Source organism: Lonsdalea iberica (assembly GCF_002111585.1).
Classification (GTDB): Bacteria; Pseudomonadota; Gammaproteobacteria; order Enterobacterales; family Enterobacteriaceae; genus Lonsdalea; species Lonsdalea iberica.
Genome location: NZ_LUTP01000003.1, coordinates 26,651 through 50,040, shown reverse-complemented (window position 1 = coordinate 50,040; position 23,390 = coordinate 26,651). Strand labels below are relative to the sequence as shown.

At 57.3% G+C, this 23,390-nt stretch carries 19 protein-coding genes and 1 pseudogene; 10 read left to right on the top strand and 10 right to left on the bottom strand.

The features are described 5' to 3' along the window. The first annotated feature begins 14 nt into the window (after window positions 1-14). Window positions 15-1,037 carry a LacI family DNA-binding transcriptional regulator gene (locus tag AU511_RS01645; protein WP_094108562.1) on the top strand — a complete coding sequence of 341 codons (1,023 nt, stop codon included), beginning with the start codon at window positions 15-17 and terminating at the stop codon, window positions 1,035-1,037. 13 nt (window positions 1,038-1,050) lie between these two features. Here AU511_RS01645 and AU511_RS01640 read toward each other — a convergent pair whose 3' ends face one another. The 4 genes from AU511_RS01640 to lysA all read right to left on the bottom strand — a co-directional run bounded on the left by AU511_RS01640 (window position 1,051) and on the right by lysA (window position 6,339). Further along, a complete protein-coding gene (locus AU511_RS01640; RefSeq protein ID WP_094108561.1) occupies window positions 1,051-2,217 on the bottom strand; it encodes a CdaR family transcriptional regulator in 1,167 nt (388 codons plus the stop codon). Window positions 2,218-2,309: 92 nt separating this feature from the next. Then, a complete protein-coding gene (locus AU511_RS01635) occupies window positions 2,310-3,476 on the bottom strand; it encodes a glycerate kinase family protein (protein ID WP_094108560.1) in 1,167 nt (388 codons plus the stop codon). Window positions 3,477-3,496: 20 nt separating this feature from the next. Then, a complete protein-coding gene (locus AU511_RS01630) occupies window positions 3,497-4,804 on the bottom strand; it encodes a GntP family permease (RefSeq protein WP_094100838.1) in 1,308 nt (435 codons plus the stop codon). A gap of 272 nt (window positions 4,805-5,076) precedes the next feature. Continuing rightward, a complete protein-coding gene (lysA, locus tag AU511_RS01625; protein ID WP_094108559.1) occupies window positions 5,077-6,339 on the bottom strand; it encodes a diaminopimelate decarboxylase in 1,263 nt (420 codons plus the stop codon). A 128-nt stretch (window positions 6,340-6,467) separates the two neighbouring features. Between lysA and AU511_RS01620 the strand changes: the two genes are divergently transcribed. Beyond that, window positions 6,468-7,409, top strand: a complete 942-nt coding sequence (locus AU511_RS01620; RefSeq protein WP_094100836.1) for a LysR family transcriptional regulator — start codon at window positions 6,468-6,470, stop codon at window positions 7,407-7,409. 54 nt (window positions 7,410-7,463) lie between these two features. Here the strand turns inward: AU511_RS01620 and AU511_RS01615 are convergent, their stop codons facing one another. Further along, the gene (locus tag AU511_RS01615; RefSeq protein ID WP_094100835.1) at window positions 7,464-8,246 is read right to left on the bottom strand and encodes a hypothetical protein; all 783 of its coding nucleotides are present in this window, start codon (window positions 8,244-8,246) and stop codon (window positions 7,464-7,466) included. Window positions 8,247-8,523: 277 nt separating this feature from the next. Here AU511_RS01615 and dusA point away from each other — a divergent pair, with 277 nt between their 5' ends. Together dusA and pspG are read left to right on the top strand one after the other, a co-directional pair. After that, window positions 8,524-9,576, top strand: coding sequence for a tRNA dihydrouridine(20/20a) synthase DusA (dusA, locus tag AU511_RS01610; RefSeq protein ID WP_094108558.1), 1,053 nt, complete (start codon window positions 8,524-8,526; stop codon window positions 9,574-9,576). A gap of 162 nt (window positions 9,577-9,738) precedes the next feature. Beyond that, window positions 9,739-9,963, top strand: a complete 225-nt coding sequence (pspG, locus tag AU511_RS01605) for an envelope stress response protein PspG (protein ID WP_094100833.1) — start codon at window positions 9,739-9,741, stop codon at window positions 9,961-9,963. 402 nt (window positions 9,964-10,365) lie between these two features. Here the strand turns inward: pspG and AU511_RS01600 are convergent, their stop codons facing one another. Then, window positions 10,366-11,349, bottom strand: a complete 984-nt coding sequence (locus AU511_RS01600) for a quinone oxidoreductase (protein WP_094108557.1) — start codon at window positions 11,347-11,349, stop codon at window positions 10,366-10,368. Window positions 11,350-11,468: 119 nt separating this feature from the next. Between AU511_RS01600 and dnaB the strand changes: the two genes are divergently transcribed. Both dnaB and alr read left to right on the top strand, forming a co-directional pair. Next, window positions 11,469-12,878, top strand: coding sequence for a replicative DNA helicase (gene dnaB, locus AU511_RS01595; protein ID WP_026739166.1), 1,410 nt, complete (start codon window positions 11,469-11,471; stop codon window positions 12,876-12,878). Window positions 12,879-12,896: 18 nt separating this feature from the next. Continuing rightward, entirely contained in the window at window positions 12,897-13,982 is a 1,086-nt protein-coding gene (gene alr, locus AU511_RS01590; RefSeq protein ID WP_094108556.1) for an alanine racemase, read from the top strand. A 125-nt stretch (window positions 13,983-14,107) separates the two neighbouring features. Here the strand turns inward: alr and AU511_RS01585 are convergent, their stop codons facing one another. Both AU511_RS01585 and AU511_RS01580 read right to left on the bottom strand, forming a co-directional pair. Then, window positions 14,108-14,359 carry a YdgH/BhsA/McbA family protein gene (locus AU511_RS01585; RefSeq protein ID WP_094108555.1) on the bottom strand — a complete coding sequence of 84 codons (252 nt, stop codon included), beginning with the start codon at window positions 14,357-14,359 and terminating at the stop codon, window positions 14,108-14,110. Between the two features lie 241 nt (window positions 14,360-14,600). Beyond that, window positions 14,601-15,365, bottom strand: coding sequence for a transporter substrate-binding domain-containing protein (locus AU511_RS01580; RefSeq protein WP_094108554.1), 765 nt, complete (start codon window positions 15,363-15,365; stop codon window positions 14,601-14,603). A gap of 325 nt (window positions 15,366-15,690) precedes the next feature. Between AU511_RS01580 and AU511_RS01575 the strand changes: the two genes are divergently transcribed. The 3 genes from AU511_RS01575 to AU511_RS01565 all read left to right on the top strand — a co-directional run bounded on the left by AU511_RS01575 (window position 15,691) and on the right by AU511_RS01565 (window position 18,285). Further along, window positions 15,691-16,158, top strand: a complete 468-nt coding sequence (locus AU511_RS01575; RefSeq protein ID WP_094100828.1) for an Lrp/AsnC family transcriptional regulator — start codon at window positions 15,691-15,693, stop codon at window positions 16,156-16,158. A 256-nt stretch (window positions 16,159-16,414) separates the two neighbouring features. After that, window positions 16,415-17,029: a YitT family protein gene (locus tag AU511_RS01570; RefSeq protein ID WP_094100827.1), complete on the top strand. Its 615-nt coding sequence runs from the start codon at window positions 16,415-16,417 to the stop codon at window positions 17,027-17,029. 62 nt (window positions 17,030-17,091) lie between these two features. Beyond that, complete coding sequence (locus AU511_RS01565; RefSeq protein ID WP_094108619.1) at window positions 17,092-18,285, top strand: amino acid aminotransferase; 1,194 nt, start codon at window positions 17,092-17,094, stop codon at window positions 18,283-18,285. Between the two features lie 185 nt (window positions 18,286-18,470). Here the strand turns inward: AU511_RS01565 and AU511_RS01560 are convergent. Continuing rightward, window positions 18,471-20,164 (bottom strand): annotated as a pseudogene (locus AU511_RS01560) (methyl-accepting chemotaxis protein). A 1,411-nt stretch (window positions 20,165-21,575) separates the two neighbouring features. Between AU511_RS01560 and AU511_RS01555 the strand changes: the two are divergent. Further along, window positions 21,576-22,952, top strand: a complete 1,377-nt coding sequence (locus AU511_RS01555; protein WP_240503739.1) for a sensor domain-containing diguanylate cyclase — start codon at window positions 21,576-21,578, stop codon at window positions 22,950-22,952. A gap of 10 nt (window positions 22,953-22,962) precedes the next feature. Here AU511_RS01555 and AU511_RS01550 read toward each other — a convergent pair whose 3' ends face one another. Then, window positions 22,963-23,382 (bottom strand): secondary thiamine-phosphate synthase enzyme YjbQ, encoded by a 420-nt coding sequence (locus AU511_RS01550; RefSeq protein WP_094100825.1) that lies wholly within the window; start codon window positions 23,380-23,382, stop codon window positions 22,963-22,965. Between the last annotated feature and the right edge of the window lie 8 nt (window positions 23,383-23,390).

Genomic DNA, 23,390 nt, shown 5'->3' with positions numbered 1-23,390 from the left:
ACGGATAAACCGCCATGAAAACCATGCTTGATGTGGCCCGCCGCGCCGGTGTTTCAAAAGCGACGGTATCACGCGTCCTGAACGGCACCGGCCAGGTCAAAGCCAGTACCAAAGAAAGCGTTTTCAAGGCCATGACCGAGTTAGGCTACCGGCCCAACTTTCTGGCGCGCTCGCTGGCCAACCGCAGCTCGAACAGCATCGGCCTCGTCGTGTCTCATTTCGATGGTCCCTACTTTGGCCGCCTGCTGCGCCAGGCCGCCGAACTGACCGAGCGCAGCGGCAAACACCTGATCGTCACCGACGGGCACGACACGCCGGAGGACGAACGCCAGTCGGTTCAGCTGCTGGCCGACCGCCGCTGCGACGCCATCATCCTTTACACCCGCCACATGTCCGAACAGGAGCTGATGACGCTGCTGGCGGAGTCCAGCGTCCCGATAGTGGTGATCAACCGCGACCTGCCGCAGCGGCGCGATCGCAGCGTTGTCTTCGAGCAGCAGAGCGCGGCTTTTCAGGTTGTCGACTATCTGATTACCCAAGGCCACCGGGAGATCGCCTGCATCACCGGTCCGATGACGACGCCGACGTCACAGGCACGTCTGTCCGGCTATAAAGCGGCGCTGCGCCACCACAATCTGACGATCGATCCCCAACTGATCGTCCACGGCGACAGCAGCGTGGAGAGCGGCTATCTCGCCGCGCGTACGCTGCTGGTGCGCGGGACGGCGTTCAGCGCGCTCTTCTCCAGCAACGACGACATGTGCATCGGCGCAATGAAGGCGTTTAACGAAGCGGGTAAAACGCTGCCGGAGGATCTGTCCCTGTTCGGTTTCGACGACGAGCCTAACGCCGCCTATCTGAGTCCGTCGTTGTCGACGGTGTATCTGCCGATCGAAGAGATGATGGGCGCCGCCATTGAGCAGGCGCTGCGTCTGATTTCAGGAGAGGATGCCACCCCGCTGACGCCGTTTACCGGCGTGCTGAAAATTCGCGATTCGGTGCGGCCCGGACCTTACGCCACCGCCGCCCATCCATAATCGAGGCGGCGGATCACCCCTCTTCCAGTTGGAGCGCGATATACAGCAACAGGCGATCGTCGACGCGGGAGAGGTTGAGTCCGGTGATGTCCGAGATGCGGCGCAGGCGATATTCCAGCGTATTTTTATGGATGTACAGCGCGTTCGCCGTGACCGTGTTTTGCAAGTTGTAGCAGAACCAGCTGTAGAGCGTTTTGCGAAAGATCCCATTGCCGTCCATCGCCCGCAGCCGTCCTAGCGGCCGCATCAGCTCATTGGCCTGCCAGCCGCCGCGCAGGCTGTCCAGCAGCACCGGCAGCGCCATATCCTGGTAGCTGTAGCAATGCGCATCGGGCTGGCGCTGCTTGCCCACTTTCATCGTGGTTTTCGCCGTCTGATAGGAACGTTGCAGGCCCCCTTCGCCGGGAAAAAAGTTGCCCAACGCCAGCCGCACCCGCAGAGGGCTTTCGTCATGCAGGCGCTGATACAGCAGTTGGATGCGCCGCAGATGCGCCTCCGGATCCCAACGGCCATGCTCGGACAGCGGTTGCAGCACGACCATCTCGGTCAATGAGACGATCGCCATCAGCCCCTCTTCCCGATCCGGCGCCATGCCCGGCTCCGTCAGCAGATTCTGAAACTGTTGCAGCTCGGTCATCGCCGTACTGACGCCTAGCTGGCCGCTATCCAGCTCCACCACCAACGCAACGCGCGGCTTCTGCAAGTCTATCCCCAACCGTCTCGACCATTCGCTGACCGTCTCGGAATGGGTCTCGCTGCGGATCAGGTTCAACACCAGCTCTTCGCGCTGACGGCTGTTGCGCGCCAGCAGTTGCATGAGCCGCGCCTGCTCCAGCATCATTTCCGCTGTCATGCAGACCAGTTCGCCATACTGACGCAGTCCCTCCGGCTGACCCGTCAGCCCCACCACCCCGACGATCACGCCGTCGAGCCGCAGGGGAAGATTGATGCCGGGCTTCACGCCCTGCAAGATGTGCATGGACGCGTCGTCGATCATGACGATGCGTTCCTGCGCGAGCGCCAGCAGCGCGCCCTCATGAATTTCGCCGATACGCTCCTTGTCGCCGCTGCCGATGATTCTCCCCGTCGCATCCATCACGTTCACGTTGCATTCGATGATCTGCATCGTGCGCGCGACAATGGCACCGGCCAGCGTGGCGTCAAAATGGTACTCCAACATGTCTTTTCTCCAGACGGTGGCGCAGGCGCGCGGCAACACCGCGCTCGCCCGCTCACTCAGCCTAGCATGATCCCGCCGACGCAACGCCGGGGTTAACCTCTCGTCGACGCGCCGCGCGCATGGGAGATACGGATTAAGCGACCGATATTTTCACAGGCGCGTTCCATATTCGCAGGCCCCGCTTGCAGTAACGACGCCAGCGGATCGGCGCGCGGGATCATCCCGAAGATGACGTCGATCCCTTCCTGATACAGCGACTCGATGCCGTCGCCGACACAGCCGGACACAGCGATCACCGGCACCTGTAGCGCCTGCGCGGTCTTCGCCACGCCGTAAGGCGTTTTGCCGAAACGGGTCTGACTGTCGATGCGGCCTTCGCCCGTCAAGCAGTAGTCCGCTCCCTGCAACTTATCCCGCAGGCCGCTGTACTCGATGACGATATCGATGCCTTTCTGCATCACACAGCGGGTGAAGGCCATCAGCCCCGCCCCCAGTCCGCCCGCCGCGCCCGCGCCCGGCGCCGTCCCCACGGACTTGCCTAACTGCTGCAACACCACGTCGGCATAGTGAGACAGGTTGGCGTCCAGCTGCGCCACCATCGCCGGCGTTGCGCCTTTCTGCGGTCCGAAGACCCGGGAAGCGCCGTGTTCGCCGCACAGAGGATTGGTGACGTCGCAGGCGACGACGATCTCGACCTGCGCCAGGCGCGGATCCATTCCGCTGACGTCGATACGCCGAAGCTGTCCGAGCGCCCCGCCGCCGCGTGGCAGCGGCTTGTCGTCGCCGTCGAAGAAACGGGCGCCGAGCGCTTCGGCCATCCCCGCGCCGCCGTCGTTCGTCGCGCTGCCGCCGATCCCGAGGATGATTTTTTCTATCCCTTTATCCAGACAGGCCCGGATCAGTTCGCCAGTGCCATAGGTCGTCGTCACCCGCGGATTACGGGTTTGCTCATTGACGTGGTGGATGCCGCTGGCCGAGGCCATTTCGATCACCCCCACCAGACCGTCGCCCATAACGCCGTAGACCGCGTCCACCGGCGTGCCCAGCGGCCCGGTCACCTGAAGCTGAAACAGCTCGCCGTGGGTGGCGTCGACCAGCGACTGCACCGTGCCCTCGCCGCCGTCCGCCATCGGGACATGAATGTAGTTCGCTCCGGGAAAGACTTTGCGCAGCCCTTTCTCCATCGCCACGCAGACCTCTTTGGCGGTCATGCTCTCTTTGAACGAATCCGGCGCCAATACAAAGGTTTGATGTTTCATAGGAATCTTCTCGTCACGGGTTAAAGGAGACCGTACAGCACGGTGGCGATGAGGGTCATGGTGCCGCCGACCATCGCTTCATAAGGAATCAGCGACATCCGCTGACGCAACGCCATGTTCATGCTGCCCGCGGTCACGTGGAAGTAGTTGCCCTGCGGCAAGGAGTCGATCACGGTCGCCCCGGTGTGCACCATGACCGCGGAGGCGATCGGGCTGCCGCCGACGTTGGCGATGGCGCTGCCGAACGTCCCTGTCGCCAGAATCACGCCGGTAGAGGTCGACGCCGTGGCCGCCGCCATCAGGATCCCGGAAATCGGCGCCAGAAACGTGCCGGAGATCCCCATCAGGTCGATGATCGCCACCACCTGCGCCGACAGGTTCGACGCCGCAATCAGACCCGCTATCGCCCCGGCGCCGATCAGGATCAGCACCGTCGCCGTCATTTTCTCCAGCCCGGATGCGGTGTAGGCGATCAGTTTTCGATGCTGCCCCATCGCCAGCAGGCCGACGATCCCGGCAATCGGCAGGACGTACAGCGCATCCAGCTTACACTCGGAGAGCAGCGGGATATGCAAGATCGAGCCGATAGGATTGATCATCAGCAGGATCACCGCCACCAGCGGCGCGACGATCGCCTGATGCAACGGCGGATAATGTTTATCGCCGGGGACCTGATGCGCGGACAGCGCGGCGGCTTCCTCGTCCGTCACCTTGGCGCCTCTATTTTTCAGCAAACCCGCGATCAGGATCGTCATCAACACCCCCCCCACGGCGGGAATAAAACCGGCGATCATCACATCGCTCAGGGTGATGTGAAAACCGTTAGCGGCCGCGATGGCATTCGGATTCGGCGAGATGATGTTGCCCGCCTTGCCGCCGCCGGACAACGCCAACAGCAGCGCCAGCTTGGAGATCCCCATCTTGTTGCCGACCGACAGCGCGATCGGCGCGACGATCAGCACCGCGACCGGGATAAAAACGCCGACGGCGGTGATGATCATGGTGGCCAGCGCCAGCGCCATGATCGCTTTGCCCTCGCCCATGGTTTTCACCACCGCCTGGGCGATCGTCTCCGCCGCGCCGGACTCCATCATCACGCCGGCCAGTACACCGGCGGCCAGAACGCGGATCACCGTCCCCATCACGCTCTGCGTACCGGCGGTCAGCAGAGCCAGCGTCTGGTCGAGACTCGCGCCGCCGATCACCGCGCCCGCTATCGCACCGAAAAATAGCGAATAGACCGGGTTTATTTTTCGAAGAATCAATAAGATGGCAATGAATAGACCTATCAATGCCCCATACCAACCAAGGGGTTCCATGCCGTTCATAATATGACCTCGTTATTGTTATATCTGTTACGTAGGGTAGAGAAACGGTGTTGCGACGACGGACGTCGATAAGATAAAACCACGATTTGATAGCCCTTATTTTAGGGCTGACGGCGGCGTTCACCTATGTGCGCAAGCACAAATTCAGCCGGTGAAATCACGATGAAAACCGTGTGGAAAGACAAGGCGGGGAGAGACCGGTCACAGACGACGGGGACGGCGGGGACGATGAGATGCGCCTCTCCCCAATGCAGGGAAAGGCGAGAAGAAAATTACAGCTGTTCCAGCGCCAGCAGCTCTTCCACCGTCTGCCGACGGCGGATCAGACGCGGCTTCCCACCTTCGAACAAGACTTCAGGCAGCAGCGGACGGCTGTTGTAGTTGGAGGACATGGAAGCGCCGTAAGCGCCGGTATCGTGGAAAACCAGATAGTCCCCGACGTTGGCGTCCGGCAGGGCGATAGTTTCGACGCCGCCGCCCGCCTGCTGGGTAAAGACATCGCCGGACTCGCATAGCGGCCCCGCCACGACCGTATCGCGTAGGGAAGCGCCGTCGAGATCGCGTCCATCCCCCGGCAGCAGGGAAATATGATGGTAGCTGCCGTACATCGCCGGGCGCATCAGATCGTTAAAACCCGCGTCGACCAGCACGAAGTGACGGCTGCCCATCGCCTTAACCGCCCGGACTTCCGCCACCAGCACGCCCGCTTCCGCCATCAGGAAGCGGCCGGGTTCAATCTCCAGCATGACCGGATGACCAAGATGCGCGGCGATGCGCTCACGCGCGCCGTTCCACAGCCCGTAATAGTGTTGCGTGTCGATCGACTCTTCACCGTAACGGTAAGGGATGGACAGCCCGCCGCCTGCGGAAATGGCCTCCAGATCCTGGCCAAAGTCGATCACCTGCCGCACCATCGCATCACAAACCTGTTCCAGGTGGCCGTAGTCCACGCCGGAGCCGATGTGCATATGCAATCCGACTAATTTGAGCTGATAACGCTCAATCGCCGCCAGCGCCAGCGGGAGATCGCCGAACCAGATGCCGTGTTTGCTGTTTTCGCCGCCCGTATTGGTTTTCTGGCTGTGTCCGTGACCGAAGCCCGGATTGACGCGCAGCCACACCGGATGCCCCGGCGACACGGCGCCCAGCTGATCGAGCATGTCCACAGACCCGGCGTTGACGGGAATGTTCAGCGCAGCCACCCGTTCCAGCGTAGCCTGATCCAACAGATCGGCGGTGAAGACGATCTCATGATCCGGCGTTCCCGGCTGGAACCCGGCGGCCAGCGCACGCTCGATCTCGCCCAGCGAGACGGAGTCGACCTTGACGCCGTGCTGGCGCATTAACGCCAGAATGTGGATGTTGGAGCACGCCTTCTGGGCGAACCGAATGGTGTCGAAGTCGCGCAACTGGGCAATGCGGCTGGTGATGGTGTCGGCATCGTAGGCCCAGACCGGGCAGCCGAAACGGGACGGCAGCGCCCGCAGGCTGTCTGCGTTCAACGCGTGGGACGGGGTATTAAGATCGTGCGGCATTCGGTCAAAACCTGATAAATGAAATCATGTCCTCATTGTGCGTAATCTCCCTTTCGGGAGACAAATATCCTTTTACGCAGAGTCTATTCATTTATGATATGGCTTTATCCCACAGCAAGGTGTCTCCCGTGGCGGCCATTTCCCTGCGACATATCGAAATTTTTCATGCCGTGATGACCACCGGCAACCTGACCGAAGCCGCCAGCCTGCTCAATACGTCGCAGCCGACGGTGAGCCGGGAGCTGGCGCGCTTCGAGCGTCTCATGCAGATGGCGTTGTTCGACCGGGTGCGCGGCCGCCTGCATCCGACCGCGCAGGGGCTACAGCTGTTCGAAGAGGTCCAGCGCTCTTATTACGGGCTGGACCGGATCGTCAGCGCAGCCGACGATATCCGCCGCTTTCAACAGGCGCAGCTGTCCATCGCCTGCCTGCCGGTGTTTTCCCAGTCGCTGCTGCCGGAGGTCTGTCAGCCGCTGCTGGCGGAGTACCCCACGCTCAATCTGCACATCATTCCCCAAGAGTCGCCGCTGCTTGAGGAGTGGCTCTCCGCGCAGCGTCACGACCTCGGGCTGACCGAAAACAGCGCGACGCCCGCAGGCACCGAGCGTCAGACGCTGATGCAGCTCAGCGAAGTCTGCGTCGTGCCATCTCGCCATCCGCTCGCCGGCAAGCCGGTGCTGACGCCGGAGGATTTTCGCCACCAGCCGTTCATCAGCCTGTCCAGCGCAGACAGCTACCGCCAATGGCTCGACCATCTGTTTCAGGAAGCGGGCGTGGAGCGCAGTATGGTGATGGAAACGCACAGCGCCGCCTCGGTCTGCGCGATGGTGCGCGCTGGCGTGGGGCTGTCCATCGTCAACCCGTTGACCGCCGCGGACTATGCCGCCTCGCGTCACGGCGTGGTCGTCCGCCGCTTTAGCATAGACGTCCCCTTTACCGTCAGCCTGATTCGCCCGCTGCACCGCCCCGCCTCCGCGCTGGTCGATACCGTGACCGAACATCTGCAACGAGTTGCGCAGGCATTCCCGGCGCGCTTGCAGCACCTCATCGACGATGACGACAGGAAGTGAGAGAGTCATGCGCGATGCGTCCGGCTTCGGCGTTGAGCCCGCCGGACGCCGCCGTCACGTCAGCTTGATATAAACGTTGGAAATCAGGTTCTGATCGAAGATGTTTTTCCGCGCCTGTAACCGGGGATCGTGGCTGACCAGGAACAGAATGCGCGACATGATGATCACATCCTCCACCTCGGCGTAGCCTTTCGCCCACAGTGACAACATCACCTTCGCAGTCAGGACCTTGACCGGCTGATAGCGCGTACTCACCACGGAGACGATAACCTCATCGAAAAAATTCGTCGGCAGCGCCGCCAGCACGTCTTTGTGCCTGACGATCAGGTGACCCGCGTGATACAGCTCCGACAGCGTATTTCGCGCGCCCGCGGTCAACTCAGGCGTAAGGGGATTGTTATTTTGCGGCAGCGAAAAATCATGGTAAATCCGCAGGTAGTAAGCGGCCGTTCCTTCCTGATAGGCGGGCGAAGGCAGCTCGGCGAGATCCACGCAGCGCACGGCGACCTTATCGCCCCAGCGCCCCTCGGCAAGCCAGACCAGAATTTCATACAGCAGAATTTCCTGCCGGGCGACGCCCAGATTGACCCACAAAACGAGCGTGGAGATCGCCTCGTCCCCGAGGACGGCCGTCAGTTGACGGTGCAACGACGCGCGTTCCTGAGACAGATCTTTATAGGGATAGACTTCGTAACCGGCAACGACAGACGCTTCGTCCTGTCGGCGTGAAAAGACGCCGTAAGTGAAATTATGTTGCAACAGATGAAAAGACAGGCCGTCGACGTAAGTCGAGAGCGGGCGGTAGAACCCGTCGTCCAGGATTAAATCACACTGCATAACTCCCCCAAGTGCATGAAAAACCGTTCAGAAAACGTTCATTGCCTGCGTGACTCCGGCGCAGCAAGTGTAGCAACGCACCGAGCGTTTCGCGCCCTGCCGCATCGCGTTTATGTGATATCGCGCCGGCGCATCCCGCCATCCTACACGTTCTCTCCGCACGGCATCCGCGTGTTAATGCGACCTTATGTTATATTAGTGCAACATACGTTCGACCCCAGTCGGACGCCGTTTACCGACGCGCTGAGTCCGCCTCCACACGCCAGAAAATGAAGACATGCACCCAGACAATAAAGCTGAAAACACGTTAGATCCCCGTACTTCCTCCGACGCGCAGACCGCTTACCCGCTGTGCCGTTTTTCCGTCGCGCCGATGCTCGACTGGACGGATCGCCACTGCCGCTACTTTCACCGGCTGCTGAGCCGTCAGGCGCTGCTGTACACAGAAATGGTGACGACCGGCGCCATCATTCACGGTAAAGGGGACTATCTGGCGTATAGCGAGGAGGAGCATCCGGTGGCCCTGCAGCTGGGCGGCAGCGATCCGGCGGCGCTGGCACTGTGCGCGAAACAGGCCGAGGCCCGCGGCTACGACGAAATTAACCTGAACGTCGGCTGTCCGTCCGACCGCGTGCAAAACGGCCGCTTCGGCGCATGCCTGATGGCGAATGCGGCGCTGGTGGCCGACTGTGTCAAAGCGATGCGCGACGTGGTGAACATTCCCGTCACGGTCAAAACCCGCATCGGCATTGATGAGCAGGACAGCTATCCGTTCCTGTGCGATTTTATCGACACGGTGGCGACACGCGGCGGCTGCGACAACTTTATCGTCCATGCCCGTAAAGCCTGGCTGTCGGGCCTCAGCCCGAAGGAAAACCGCGAAATCCCGCCGCTGGATTACCCGCGCGTCTACCAGCTCAAGCAGGACTTTCCCGCGCTGACCCTCGCCCTCAACGGCGGAATTAAAACGCTGGCGGAAGCCCGAGAACATCTGACGCATCTGGATGGCGTGATGGTGGGCCGCGAGGCGTATCAGAACCCCGGCCTGCTGGCGCAGGTTGATCGCGAGCTGTTCGGCGCGGAGAGTGCGCCCGACCCGTTCAGCGTGGTGGAGTCGCTCTATCCGTATATCGAACGCGAGCTGGCAAAGGGCGCCTATCTCGGCCATATCACGCGTCATATTCTGGGGCTATTCCAGGGCGTGCCGGGCGCCAGACGCTGGCGTCGCTACCTGAGCGAAAATGCGCATCGCCCCGGCGCGGATGTGTCCGTCGTGGAGAAAGCGCTCTCGCTGGTACCGCGCGATGCGGCGGGATTCGCTAACAATTAGTGGTTTTCGCTGAGGCGTCAGGCCTGACGCCACTCTTCCTGCGAATAAAGTCAACGGGTTAGCTCAGTATCGCGTTGGCATGCTTCTTGTAATAGCTCCTGTCAGGCGTTGTACGCCACACTCGCCGGGTGACGCCCGGCTCCACCCTGACAGGAGTACGCCATGTTTGAAATTTTCTTCGTCGTCGGTTTCTTCGTCATGCTGTTGATGACGGGAATATCGCTGCTGGGCGTGCTCGCCGCGTTGCTGGCGGCCACGGTCTTTATGCTGTTCGGCGGTTTGTTGGTCATGGCGTTCAAAATGCTGCCGTGGCTGCTGCTGGCCGTCGCCGCAGTATGGATGTGGCGCAGCTATCAGCAGAAACAGCGTCAGCGCTATTACCGGTAGCCGCCATCCTGCGTGTGGAGGTGAGTGAAACCCATCGTCAAAATTGTGCGTCGACGATGCGTTTTTACGTCCTCAAGCTGATACGCTTCTGACTCGTCAGTCTGAGCACCGCCTGCACGCCGCGCTCAGGCCCCTGTTTTCATCAACGTCGGGACAGAAAACAACAACGCCTAGAGGCCCCTGCTCCCGACGGACCGCTGTACCCTACAAGACAGCGCGATGAAAATCCGCGGCGCTTCTTTCGCCCGTTACCGGCGGTAGAGCGCGTCCATCCCCCTCAAAGCGCAGGTTAATACCTCGCAGCCTCCCCGGCGCAAGCCGGGGGAATCCTCCCGTTGCACACAAAAAAACGCCCGCAAAGCGGGCGTAGCTGGAAACTCTGGCTCACATCCCGCCCAAGCATCACGGGATCAGCAGGCAGGAACCTTGAGTGTGACGACCTTCCAGCGCCAGATGCGCCTGACGGGCATCGGCCAACGCAAATTTTTGTGCCTCCGGTACGTCTACTGAAATTGCACCGCTGGCAAGCAGGGAGAACAGCGCGTTGCTGGCTTCCTCCAGCTCTTCGCGATTGGTGATGTAACCGAACAGCGACGGCCGCGTGACGTACAGCGAGCCTTTTTTGTTGAGGATGCCGAGATCGATGCCCGTCACCGGTCCGGACGCATTGCCGAAACTCACCATCAATCCTCGGCGTTGCAGGCAGTCCAACGACGCTTCCCAGGTGGCCTTCCCGACTGAGTCGTACACCACGCCGACCTTGTTGCCATCGGTCAACGCCAATACGCGCTGCGCGATATCTTCCTGCTGGTAGTCGATCGTCGCCCACGCCCCGGCCTGTTGCGCCAACTCGGCTTTCTGCGCGGATCCCACCGTCCCGATTAGTCGAGCGCCCAGCGCTTTGGCCCACTGGCAAGCGATTAGTCCAACGCCGCCCGCCGCCGCATGAAACAAAATGGTTTCCCCCGGCTGTACGTCGTAGGTTTTACGCAGCAGATAGTAAACCGTCAGCCCTTTCAGGAAACTGGCCGCCGCGTGTTCGAAACTGATGGCGTCCGGCAGCTTCGCCACCTTATCCGCTGCAACGTTGTGCACCTGGCTGTAAGCGCCCAACCCGCCCTGCGCATAGACCACGCGGTCGCCCGCCCGCAGCGCCGAGACGTCGGCACCGACGTTGACCACCACGCCCGCCGCTTCGCTCCCCAGACCGGAGGGCAAGGACGGCGTAGGATACAGCCCGGAGCGGAAATAGGTGTCGATGAAGTTGACGCCGATGGCGCGGTTTTCGATCTGTACCTCATTTCGGGCCGGTTCGGCAGGGAGGTAATCCATTAGCTCCAGCACTCTCGGCCCGCCGGGGCGGCTGAATTGAATGCGCTTAGCCATATGCTCTCCAGGTTCTTTCTCAATTTAAGGGTTTACGGTGACAGCGGGTGCCATTCCCGCTTTTCAGAGATACAATGCCCCCTTCCATTCTGGTAAATCAACCCGTAAGAACGCGCTTCATGGCTGAGAAGAAAAGATCCACCAATAAATCCGCAGAACCTCGCGACCGTCAGGTCGAAGGGCTAAAGCTCCCCCCACATTCATTGGAAGCGGAACAGTCTGTGTTGGGTGGACTGATGCTCGACAACGAGCGCTGGGACAACGTAGCAGAACGCGTCGTCACCAATGACTTCTTCAATCGCGCTCATCGGCTGATTTTCAGCGAAATGCAGCGTTTACTGGAGATGAGCAAACCCATCGACCTGATTACCTTGTCAGAGTCGCTGGAGCAGAAAGGCGAGTTGGAATCCGCCGGCGGCTTCGCCTATTTGGCCGAGCTGGCCAAGAACACCCCCAGCGCCGCGAACATCGGCGCATATGCCGATATCGTGCGTGAACGCGCCGTCGTGCGTGAGATGATCGCCGTCGCCAACGAGATCGCCGATGCCGGTTACGATCCGCAAGGCCGCAGCAGTGAAGATCTGCTGGATCTGGCGGAATCCCGCGTCTTCCAAATCGCGGAGAACCGCGCCAGCAAGGACGAAGGCCCAAAAAGCATCGACCGTATTCTGGAAGACACCGTCTCCCGTATCGAGCAGCTTTATCAGCGTCCGCACGACGGGGTCACCGGGGTTTCCAGCGGTTATCAGGACCTGGATAAGAAAACGGCCGGGTTGCAGAAATCCGACCTGATTATCGTGGCCGCCCGACCGTCCATGGGGAAAACCACCTTCGCCATGAACCTGTGCGAAAACGCCGCTATGACGCAGGAAAAACCCGTGCTGATTTTCAGTCTGGAAATGCCCGGCGAGCAGATCATGATGCGTATGCTGGCGTCGCTGTCGCGCGTCGATCAGACCCGTATTCGTACCGGTCAGTTGGACGACGAGGACTGGGCTCGCATCTCCAGCACCATGGGGCTGCTGCTTGAAAAGCGCAACATGTACATTGATGACTCCTCCGGCCTGACGCCGACGGAAGTCCGCTCCCGCGCGCGTCGCGTGTTCCGCGAACATGACGGCCTCAGCCTGATCATGATCGACTACCTGCAGCTGATGCGGGTGCCGTCGCTGTCGGAAAACCGTACGCTGGAAATCGCAGAAATTTCACGCTCGCTCAAAGCATTGGCGAAAGAATTGCAAGTGCCCGTTATCGCGCTATCCCAGCTGAACCGTAGTCTGGAGCAGCGCGCCGATAAACGTCCGGTCAACTCCGACCTGCGTGAGTCCGGCTCCATCGAACAGGATGCCGACTTGATCATGTTTATCTATCGTGACGAGGTTTATCACGAGAACAGCGACCTGAAAGGCATCGCTGAAATTATTATTGGGAAACAGCGTAACGGCCCCATTGGCTCGGTACGACTGACCTTTAACGGGCAGTGGTCGCGGTTCGATAACTACGCCGGGCCACAGTACGATGATGAATAATGTGATAAGGGAACGAGCATGCAAACGGCAACCGCCGTCATTAATCGCCGCGCTCTGCGACACAATCTGCAAGTCATCCGCCAGCGTGCGCCCAATAGCCGTCTGGTCGCGATAGTTAAAGCCAACGCCTATGGGCATGGCGCGTTGGAAGCCGCCCGAACCTTGGGCGACGCCGATGCCTTCGGCGTCGCCCGCCTCAGCGAAGCCCTGGCCCTGCGCGCCGGGGGCATCACCCACCCTATCCTGTTGCTGGAAGGTTTTTTCTCTGCGGAGGAACTTCCGCTGCTGGCGGCCAAGGGGCTGGAAACCGCGGTCCATAGCATCGAGCAACTGGAAGCGCTGGAACAAGCGACGCTGGAGCGTCCGTTGACGGTTTGGATGAAGCTGGACACGGGCATGCACCGCCTCGGCGTGCGGCCGGACCAGGCCTGCGACTTCTGGCAACGGCTATCCCGTTGCCACAATGTGGTGCAACCGGTGAACATCATGAGCCATTTCTGCCGTGCGGATGAGCCGGAGGTGGATGTCACCAAGCACCAGTTGGCGACGTTCGACGCGGTTGCCGCAGGCAGGCCGGGAGCGCAGTCCATCGCCGCGTCCGGCGGTATTCTGCTGTGGCCGCAGTCGCACCGCGACCAGATTCGTCCCGGCATCGTGCTTTATGGCGTTTCGCCGCTCGACGGCGACAATGCCGCCCGCTGGGGGTTACAGCCCGCGATGCGGTTGACGTCCCATCTGATTGCCGTACGCGAACATCATTCCGGCGAACCCGTCGGCTACGGCAGTACCTGGACCAGCCCGCGCGATACGCGACTCGGCGTGGTCGCCATGGGCTACGGAGACGGCTACCCCCGTTGCGCGAAAAGCGGTACGCCGGTGTGGGTCAACGGACGCGAAGTCCCGCTGGCGGGTCGGGTATCGATGGATATGATCACGGTGGATCTCGGGCCGGAGTCGCGGGATCGCGTCGGCGATAAAGTTGAGCTATGGGGAAAACATCTGCCTATCGAAAGCGTGGCGGCGGTGAATGACGTCAGCGCCTATGAGCTGTTGACGCGCCTGACTTCCCGCACCGAAATCGTTTACACGGACGAACCCTTCTGATCTCACCTGTTCTGACGCAGACGTAAAAAAGGCCCGCAATACTATTGCGGGCCTTTTTGTCAGGTGCCTTATCATCGATAGGTTTCATGAGCTGCCAACCTTATGAAGATGTCCCACCGGAGAAATTAGTTATAAAGTTCAGCGACACCACGGATATGGTTGCTGCTGTCCATCGTAGAGATGATGCGGAATGACTTCGCACCCGAGGCATCCGCTGCGGAAGACAGGTTGGTCTGCAGGTCGCCCAGGTTTCTTGCGCTGGCGGAGACGCTACCGATCGACGTATCCTGAGCCTGGTTGACTTCGGTCGCGGCCAGCGTAGCGAATGAAGCAGTGGAAAGAACAACAGCGGCAATAACAGTATTCAGGGTTTTCATAAAAATATCCTTCACATGATGGTGAGGAAGACGATGTCTGTCTTCGATGTGAATAATGATAGTCTAGTTACGGCGCTGTTAAAATTGGGTTAATTTGCTGGCCACGTTCAAAAAATATGAACAAAAAAAGCACCGATAGTTAAAAAATTATTCTATTTAGCTATCGGTGCGATCGCATTAAATATGGCATAATACCCTTATTTCAGTCCAAGCAACCTGATATCTAACCATAAGCAGTTTATCATTTTGTTACCGAGAGCCATTTTCCCATAATCTCCTGGTGCTCTCCGGTGGCTTTTGTCAAGTGCAGCCATTGGTCAACATACTGCTTCCAGCTCGCGTCGTCCCGCGGCAGCAAAAATGCTTTTTCGCCGTACTGCAACGGATGCGCCGGATTGACCGCGCACAGCGACGGATAATGTTTCTGTTGATACAACGCTTCCGACGCCTCGGTGATCATGACGTCCGCTTTGCCGTCCGCCAGTTGCTGGAAAATCGTCACGTTGTCTTGCAGTATCAGCTGCGCATTAGGCAAATGCGCGTGCGCAAATGCTTCATTCGTGCCTCCGGCAGGCTCAATCAGACGCACGGATGGGCGGTTGATTTGGTCGATCGTCTGATACTTCGCTTGGTCTTCGCAACGCACCAGCGGGATTTTCCCATCCACATCGATCCTGTTCGTGAAGGACGCTTTTTTCTGCCGCTCCAGCGTCACGGAAATCCCGCCGACGGCAATATCGCAACGCCCAGCCAGAAAGTCGGGCATCAGCGTTTTCCAGGTCGTTTTTACCCAGGCGACCTTCACGCCCAGGCTGGCGGCCAGCGAGTGCGCCATGTCGACATCAATCCCTTCGTATTCGCCATCTTCCCGCAGCAGACTGTAGGGCTTGTAATCTCCGGTGGTGCAGACTCTCAGCACGCCCTGCCGCTGCACGCTATCCAGATGCGATGCGGCGCTTGCAGCGCCGGAAGCCAGCAACAGAGTCAGCGGGAACCATTTCTTCATTTCATTTAACCCTTACCATTGACGTTGAGCGACGTCGTGCTTGCGCCGACGAGATAATTTTTCACTCTTTATGACACATCCCGACAGGCGCACCAACTGTAAGAGAGCAATCCGCTTATCTCACGCTTCCAAACTCACCGTCCTTGGCGTCGTCCTCCAGACTTTCGTCTACAAGCCGCTCGCGAAATTTTCATCCGTACCCGCATTCCGCCGCGCTCGAAACGCGTTGCCCTTCAACACCGTCTCGTCGGGAGCGCAGGCAGGGTTTCCGTGCGGCAAAAACCTGTTAGTCTGTAAACTCGTTTTTTGCCCGGTAGACATCACCATGTACAACATTGATGACTTTGACCTGAAAATCCTGACGCTGCTGCAGTCGAATGGCCGGCTCACCAATCAGGAACTGAGCGATCTGGTCGGGCTGTCCGCATCGCAATGCTCGCGAAGACGCATCGCTCTTGAGCAGGCGCAACTGATTCTGGGATATCACGCCCGACTTGCGCCGGACGCGATCGGGCTGGAAACGCTGGGGTTGATCGAAGTGCGCCTCATCAATCACACCCCAGAATGCGTGGACAGCTTCCACCAAATGCTGGGCGAAGTGGATGCTATTATCGACGCCTACAAAACTACCGGCGACGCCGACTATTTGCTGAAAGTCGCGGTGGCGGACCTCCCCGGGCTCAGCGAACTGATTAGTCGTATACTGTCGCAGAACAAGAGCGTGGCGCACCTGAAAACCTCGGTGGTTCTCAACCGCCTTAAGGAAAATGGACTGATGGCGACGACGGCCTGATTGCCCCACTTCGGGGCATAAGGCTTTATGATGGTGCACGCCTCTTAGTCAAATCACGCATAAAATGAAGACATATCGCACATCACAATCAAAATATCCCTTTTTATGCGCATTCCGTGCAAATCCAACCCTTAAAGATATCAATACGTTAGCCAAAAATTGTTTGAAGATCCCCCAAACTGACGTGAGTTGGCCTGGTTTGGTGCATTTTTTGCTTCCTATTTCTCACCGTTCTTTCAATTAACGTACTGTTCTTATGGATAATGTCATCAGCCACGACGATCTGTCGCACACGCCGATCGAAGATACGATCGCGCTCTTTATTGGTACGCTCATGGTGTCTTTCGGCGTGGTTTTGCTGCGTCAGTCCGGCGCCCTGACCGGCGGTACGGCGGGGATGGCCTTTTTGCTGCACTATGTGCTTCACATCTCGTTCGGCGTCGCGTTCTTTCTGATTAATCTGCCATTTTATTATCTGGCTATCCGCCGAATGGGGTGGCGTTTTACGCTCAAAACCTTCTGCGCCGTTGCGCTGGTATCGGTGTTTTCCGACCTTCACGGGCATTTCATCCATATCGACCTGCTCGATCCTTTTTATGCGACACTCTTTGGCAATGTGATCATGGGACTGGGATTCATTGTCTTATTCCGCCACAAAGCTAGTCTGGGAGGCATCAATATTCTCGCGCTGTATCTGCAAGAGAAAAACGTCATCCGAGCGGGCAAATTTCAAATGGTGGTGGATGTGATTATTGTGCTGGCGTCGCTGTTCGTGGTAAGCATACCCATGCTGGTGGCCTCGATTGTGGGGGCGACCATCCTGAATCTGATTATTGCCATGAATCACCGTCCGGGACGCTACGCGGTGTAAAGTCGTATGACCATGCGCAAGATCACTACGCAAGAAATCGATTAACTCAGGAGTACGTGACCGTGTTTCAACATGTTGACGCCTATGCGGGCGATCCCATCCTGTCGTTGATGGAGCAATTTAAACAGGACCCCCGAGCCGACAAAGTTAACCTCAGCATCGGGCTTTACTACGACGAGCACGCGGTGATCCCCCAGTTGAAAGCGGTCAGCACCGCACAGGCTCAACTGACGAATCAGTTTAAACAGGCGAGCAGCTACCTGCCGATGGAAGGATTGGCGTCTTACCGCAGCGCCATTCAGCAGTTGCTGTTTGGCGCTCACCACCCCGCGCTGAATGCCGGGCGTATCGCCACGATCCAGACCGTGGGCGGATCAGGCGCGCTGAAAGTCGGCGCGGATTTCCTCAAACGCTATTTTCCTGACGCTGAAGTATGGGTCAGCGATCCAACCTGGGAAAACCATATCGCCATCTTCTCCGGCGCCGGTTTCAAGGTGCATACCTACCCCTACTTCGACGACGCCAGCCGCGGTGTGAATTTCCAGGGTATGCTTGATGCGCTGAAGCAGTTGCCGGCAAAAAGCATCGTCCTGTTGCACCCCTGCTGCCACAACCCGACCGGCGCGGACCTTACCCGTGCGCAATGGGAGCAGGTTATTGAAGTGCTGCTTTCGCGCCATCTGATCCCTTTCCTTGATATCGCTTATCAGGGATTTGGCGCAGGCATGGACGATGATGCCTATGCCCTCCGCGCAATCGCAGGCTCCGGTCTACCGGCGCTGGTCAGCAATTCGTTTTCTAAAATCTTTTCGCTGTACAGCGAACGCGTGGGCGGGCTTTCCGTCATTTGCGAAGACAGCCACGCGGCAGAGCGCGTTCTGGGTCAGTTGAAGGCGGCGGTCCGTCGTAATTACTCCAGCCCGCCGAACTTTGGCGGACAGCTGGTTTCTCACGTGCTCAATGACGAAACGCTCAACGCTGAGTGGCACGCGGAAGTGGCGTCGATGCGTCAACGCATCGCTGAGATGCGTCAAACGCTGGTGGATGCGCTAAAACAAGCCTTGCCCGGTCGCAATTTCGACTACCTGCTGACGCAACGCGGAATGTTCAGCTACACTGGTTTCAGCCCTGAACAAGTTGATCGGCTGCGCGAGGAGTTTGGCGTGTACCTCATCGCCAGTGGCCGCGTTTGCATAGCCGGACTCAATCACAGCAACGTACAAAGGGTTGCCGCGGCGTTTGCCGCCGTGCAATAGCATCGGTTTGCTCATACTGCCTGCCAGCATCAAACGGCAGGCTTTTTTTTGAGTTTTTTTCAGGCGGGAGGGCGATCGCTGACTTTTGCGACCGCCCGAGTGGCACGCTGATATCCGCCGCGGCGGATATCAGGAGCGGATGGCGAGAATTCACCTCGTTAGAGGCTTGTGCCAGCCGTTGCGTCTTAGAACGAAGTCCAGTCCTCAGAGCTGGCGGAAGCCGTGGCTGGCTGCGGATTGTCCTGCTTAGCGGCTTTCGCTACAGGCAATGCGCTCGCCTCTGACGACTGCGGCTGCTGACGACCGCTCGTTGCAACGAAGCTGTGGCTCAATTTGAAGGTGCTCACTGCCTCGGTCAGCATGGTTGCCTGAGACTGCCAAGGCACAGCGCCGCAGACGCAGACTCTTCAACCAGCGCGGCGTTCTGCTGCGTCGTTGAGTCAATCTGGCCGACTGCAATGTTAATCTGATTGATACCGTCACTCTGTTCGCCGCTGGCCTGAGAGATTTCGATGATGATGTCGTTCACGTCCTGCACATGCGTGGTCAGGTTGGAGATATTGTCTTCCGCAGAATCAACGAGCTGCATACCTTCCTGGATCTTGCTGACAGAATCGTCAATCAGCTCTTTGATCTCTTTCGCCGCCGTCGCGCTGCGCTGCGCCAGAGAGCGAACTTCACCCGCCACCACGGCGAAGCCTCTGCCTTGCTCACCGGCTCGAGCTGCTTCCACCGCGGCGTTCAGCGCCAGAATGTTGGTCTGGAAGGCGATGCCGTCAATCACGCCGATGATTTCCGCCATACGTTGGGATGAGTCGCGAATCCCGCGCATTTTGTGCGTGACGGACAACATGACATCACTGCTCTGCTTTGCCGCCAGCGACGCCTGGTCGGCAATGCTGGTCGCATGGCGCGTATTTTCGGCGGTGTTAGTGATGGTCGAGGTTAGTTCTTCCATAGAAGAAGCCGTCTGTTCCAGAGAACTGGCCTGCTCTTCCGTACGTGCGGATAGATCCTGGTTGCCGGCCGCGATCTGCGACGAAGCAGAGGAAATGCTTTCCGCGCCGTCGCGTACCTGGCCGACGATCTGGCTCAGGCTAACGTTCATGTGCTCCAACGAACGCAGCAGTTGACCCATTTCATCTTTACCCGAAGACGGAACTTCCGCGGTGAGGTCGCCTTGGGCCACGCTTTCTGCCAGACCCAGCGCCTGACGGATCGGCGAAGTAATGCTGCCCGTCAGTACGCGAGCAATTACCACGACTAACACCACACAGGCGGCCAAAATACCCAGCAGCAGCCAACGCGTGAAGTTGTAGGTGCTTTCCATTTTGTGCATCGTGTCGCCCATGGCATCGTCCTGATGGTCGATGAGCGAGGCCACGGCAGCGCGGTATTTGCCTTGAATGACGTCTAAATGCGTATTGAATTCGATGGTCGCGCCATCAATATCCCCCGCTTTGACGCGGTCGATAATATTTCGTCCCGAGATCAAGAATTCGCCGCGGATCGAATGGATATTATCCATAATGCGCGATGAAGTCTCATCGTTCAGTTGTTCGGCGGTTTTGTCGATTTCCTGCATCAACGCGGTGATTTTCTTCGCCTGCTCCGCAATTTCATTCATGATGACGCGAGTTTTTTCTGCATCCTGGACCAGCAACAGTTTCTGATAGGCAAGGACGACGGCGTTGACGTTATCAATCAAGTTATTCGACTGTACCGTCTGCGGATAAACATCCGTCACGATGCCCCGCGCATCCTCGTGAAAATCCGACAGTCTGGAAATAGAGACGAAGCTAACGATACAGATCATCAGTACTAAAACGGCAAACCCGGCCGCTAGCCGATAGCCTATTTTCCAATCAGATAAACGCATAATCTTGTTCCCTTTTTTATTCAAAAATGAAAAGCCATAACAGTAAAAACAAAAGTGAATATTATCTAAACAAATAATCACCAACATAAATCACATTGCGCAGTGACAGCATTGAAGACATTGGGAGATGTCTATTTTCAAAGCGCAAAATCAGCACTTCACACGAATGACGGATATGCAGGCGAGATGACAAAACGGGGAAAAAACAAAGAGCCTATCCCAGCAGACGTTGTTGGCGCGGCGATTCCTGACACGAGCAGCGCAGACAAAACGTCAGACGCTTTATACTGACGACATCCGGTCAATATGCGGGAGCGAAAATACTCATCCGGCATAGCGTCGATATACCTGGGATGTCGAATGCTTCCACAATCCCAAACGGCCATTAATGCGATCTAATAGGATAGGCTCCAAGCCCATCGGCTGATGACCAGACATTTATCCAGCAGTGACGCGATGGAAAACAGCGCGCCGCGACAACGCAGCGCCGACAGCCACTTCATGCCAGATTTTCATGGCCGTCATCCAGCAATGGGATTATTCCCCCGATATCGCGCTACCGACAAAACGAGAGAGAGCCGAATTAACCGTGCTGAATTTAAAATAGAGTAGAAAACATCAAAGGAAATTGGGGATAAATGACAACGATTATCGTCGCCTTTATTATCCGAATGACCTCTGAAGCATCCCTACCAACAACACGGTCGTGCGTGCTCTTCATCGGCCACAAATGCCACAACTTTACATATTAATCATATCTTTACACATCACTGTAATTACAAGCCCTGAAAAGACGACAATTTAGACAAATGGACATTACACAAAAACACCCAAAAATCAGCGTACAAAGCGACTCGCTTCTAATCGTCCTGTTGCTACGCCACGATTCTGGTTTGAGAAAAAAAAGAGAAACCGGTTACCTTTTAGATAATAAAATTTATTTAACGCCCTTCCTTATAATAAAAAACAGATACTTTTTTCGCTCCTATAAGAATTAAAGACACCCCTCACACACAAATAATAAAAATTATTATTACCACTAACTTTTTTGATATTTTTTTGCTATTTTTGCGTAATAAGTTTTAATTAAAAATAACACTACGTACTTTAAATCTTATAAAAATAGTTCGCACGCTAACACAGTGGCATTGTTACTACCTCCACCACGATAAAGTTTAAAAAAACCGGTTGGAACTGGATGAAAATAAAGAAGATATTGCAGATCAATTTGCGGGGGCTTATTCTATCTATCTCAATAGCAAGCATGTTGGTCACTCTGACAAATGGTTACCTCTCTATCTATAACGTCTATAAAGAGTTGTTCGCTAATCAGTTAGCTAAAATCAATATAGATTATTCCTCACGTCTGGCAGCAAGCGTCGAGAACATATTATCTGTTTCAAAAAAACAGATGGCCTATAGCGCACACTTTATCTCTAAATACTTTCCTGATACCAATCAGATTCAGGAAGAGACCGATCGTATTTATCAATTAAGTCAAAATTTCAATTCAGTCATTATCGTCGATAATAATAACAACCTGGTCGCGTTCTCCCCGGAAAGTAATATGCTAGAGGTCAATAAACTGGTCGCTGATACCGGTGATTCCCCTCAGCAACTCGACAACGTCGCCGCCAGCCTTCCTTATAAAACCAATGAAAACGATTATGCGATCGCATTGTCAGCGCCCATCGTCAATGAACAGGAGTTACGCCTGGGGGACATTCGCGGTTCCATTCATCTGACCAAGTTACGCATCATGGATGAATTTACGCCGCTCAACAACGACCGATCGATGGTTTATATCATTGATAATGAAGGCAATATCATCTATCACTACAACAATAAAGAACCGTTCGGCGAGCACATTAACGATCAACAGTTGAAGAAAGCGACTGCCAGACAGGACAACGGCTCGTTCATGATGCCCGACGAACAAGGCAATATGGTGCTGGCAGGCTTCGCCAAGGTGCATAAAACGGGTTGGACCGTGATCACCCTGCAATCCTCCGCCGTCACGGACAAAGCGTTAAATAACGTCATGTACAACGTGTTGAAAGCAGCTACGCCGGTCGCCTTGCTGACGCTGCTGGTCTTGACGATCTTCGCCGTATTCATCGCCCGGCCGCTACGCCAGCTGGCCAGATCGGCGAGCAGAATGAGCGAACAGGGAGCTATCAGCCAGATCCGAGCGGTGCCCTCCTGGTATGTGGAAGCGGCTCAGTTGAAGGATGCGATTTTGCTTGGCACCATGATGCTGCACAAGCGTATTGGTCGTCTCAGCTCAGAGGCGCACACCGATCCACTGACGGGACTGCTCAACCGGCGGGGACTGCAGGAAGGCCTGGAAATGGTCATGCTGGAAAAGAAATCGGTATCGGTCGTGGTGATTGATATCGATAACTTCAAGCAGGTCAACGACACCTACGGCCACGATATCGGCGACGAGGTCATCCGCCAGCTCGGCCAGCAGATTCGCAGTAACGCCCGCAAAATGGATATTATGTGCCGCACCGGCGGAGAGGAGTTCTTGATGCTGCTGCCAGGGACGGATATTCACATCGCCTCTATCATCGCCGAACGCCTGCGTAAAAGCGTGGAGCGCATGATCTTTCCCATGTGCCGCCACGTCACAGTGTCATTAGGCGTGACGTCGTTTACGCCGAAACAGTGCCCGCTGGATATGGCAGTCAAAACCGCCGACAACGCTTTGTACAAGGCGAAAAATAGCGGCAGAAACCGCGTGGTGGTGGAGTATATCGCCGGCGGAAGCATCGCCCCGCTCTGAAGACGTCTTGCTATTCGCCCTGCAGCGTCAGTAGCAGCGTTCGACTCCCACCGTAATTGCGGTGCTCACACAGATAAATCCCCTGCCACAGCCCCATGTTGAGGCCGCCGTCGCTGACCGGTAGCATCACACTACTGCCCAGCAGGCTGGACTTGAGATGCGCGGGCATATCGTCGCTGCCTTCATCACAGTGACGGTAGTCCGGTCCATCTTCCGGCACCAGCCGGTTGAATGCGCTTTCGAAGTCCTGACGTACCGTGGGGTCGGCATTTTCATTCAGCGTTAATGACGCGGAGGTGTGCTTGATGAATACCTGCAACAGTCCAACCCGCAACTGCCTGATTTCCGGGATCGACGCCAGCACATCGCGCGTGATCAGATGAAAGCCGCGGCTTCTCGGCTGCAGAATGACTTCTCGTTGCATCCACATGTTCACCC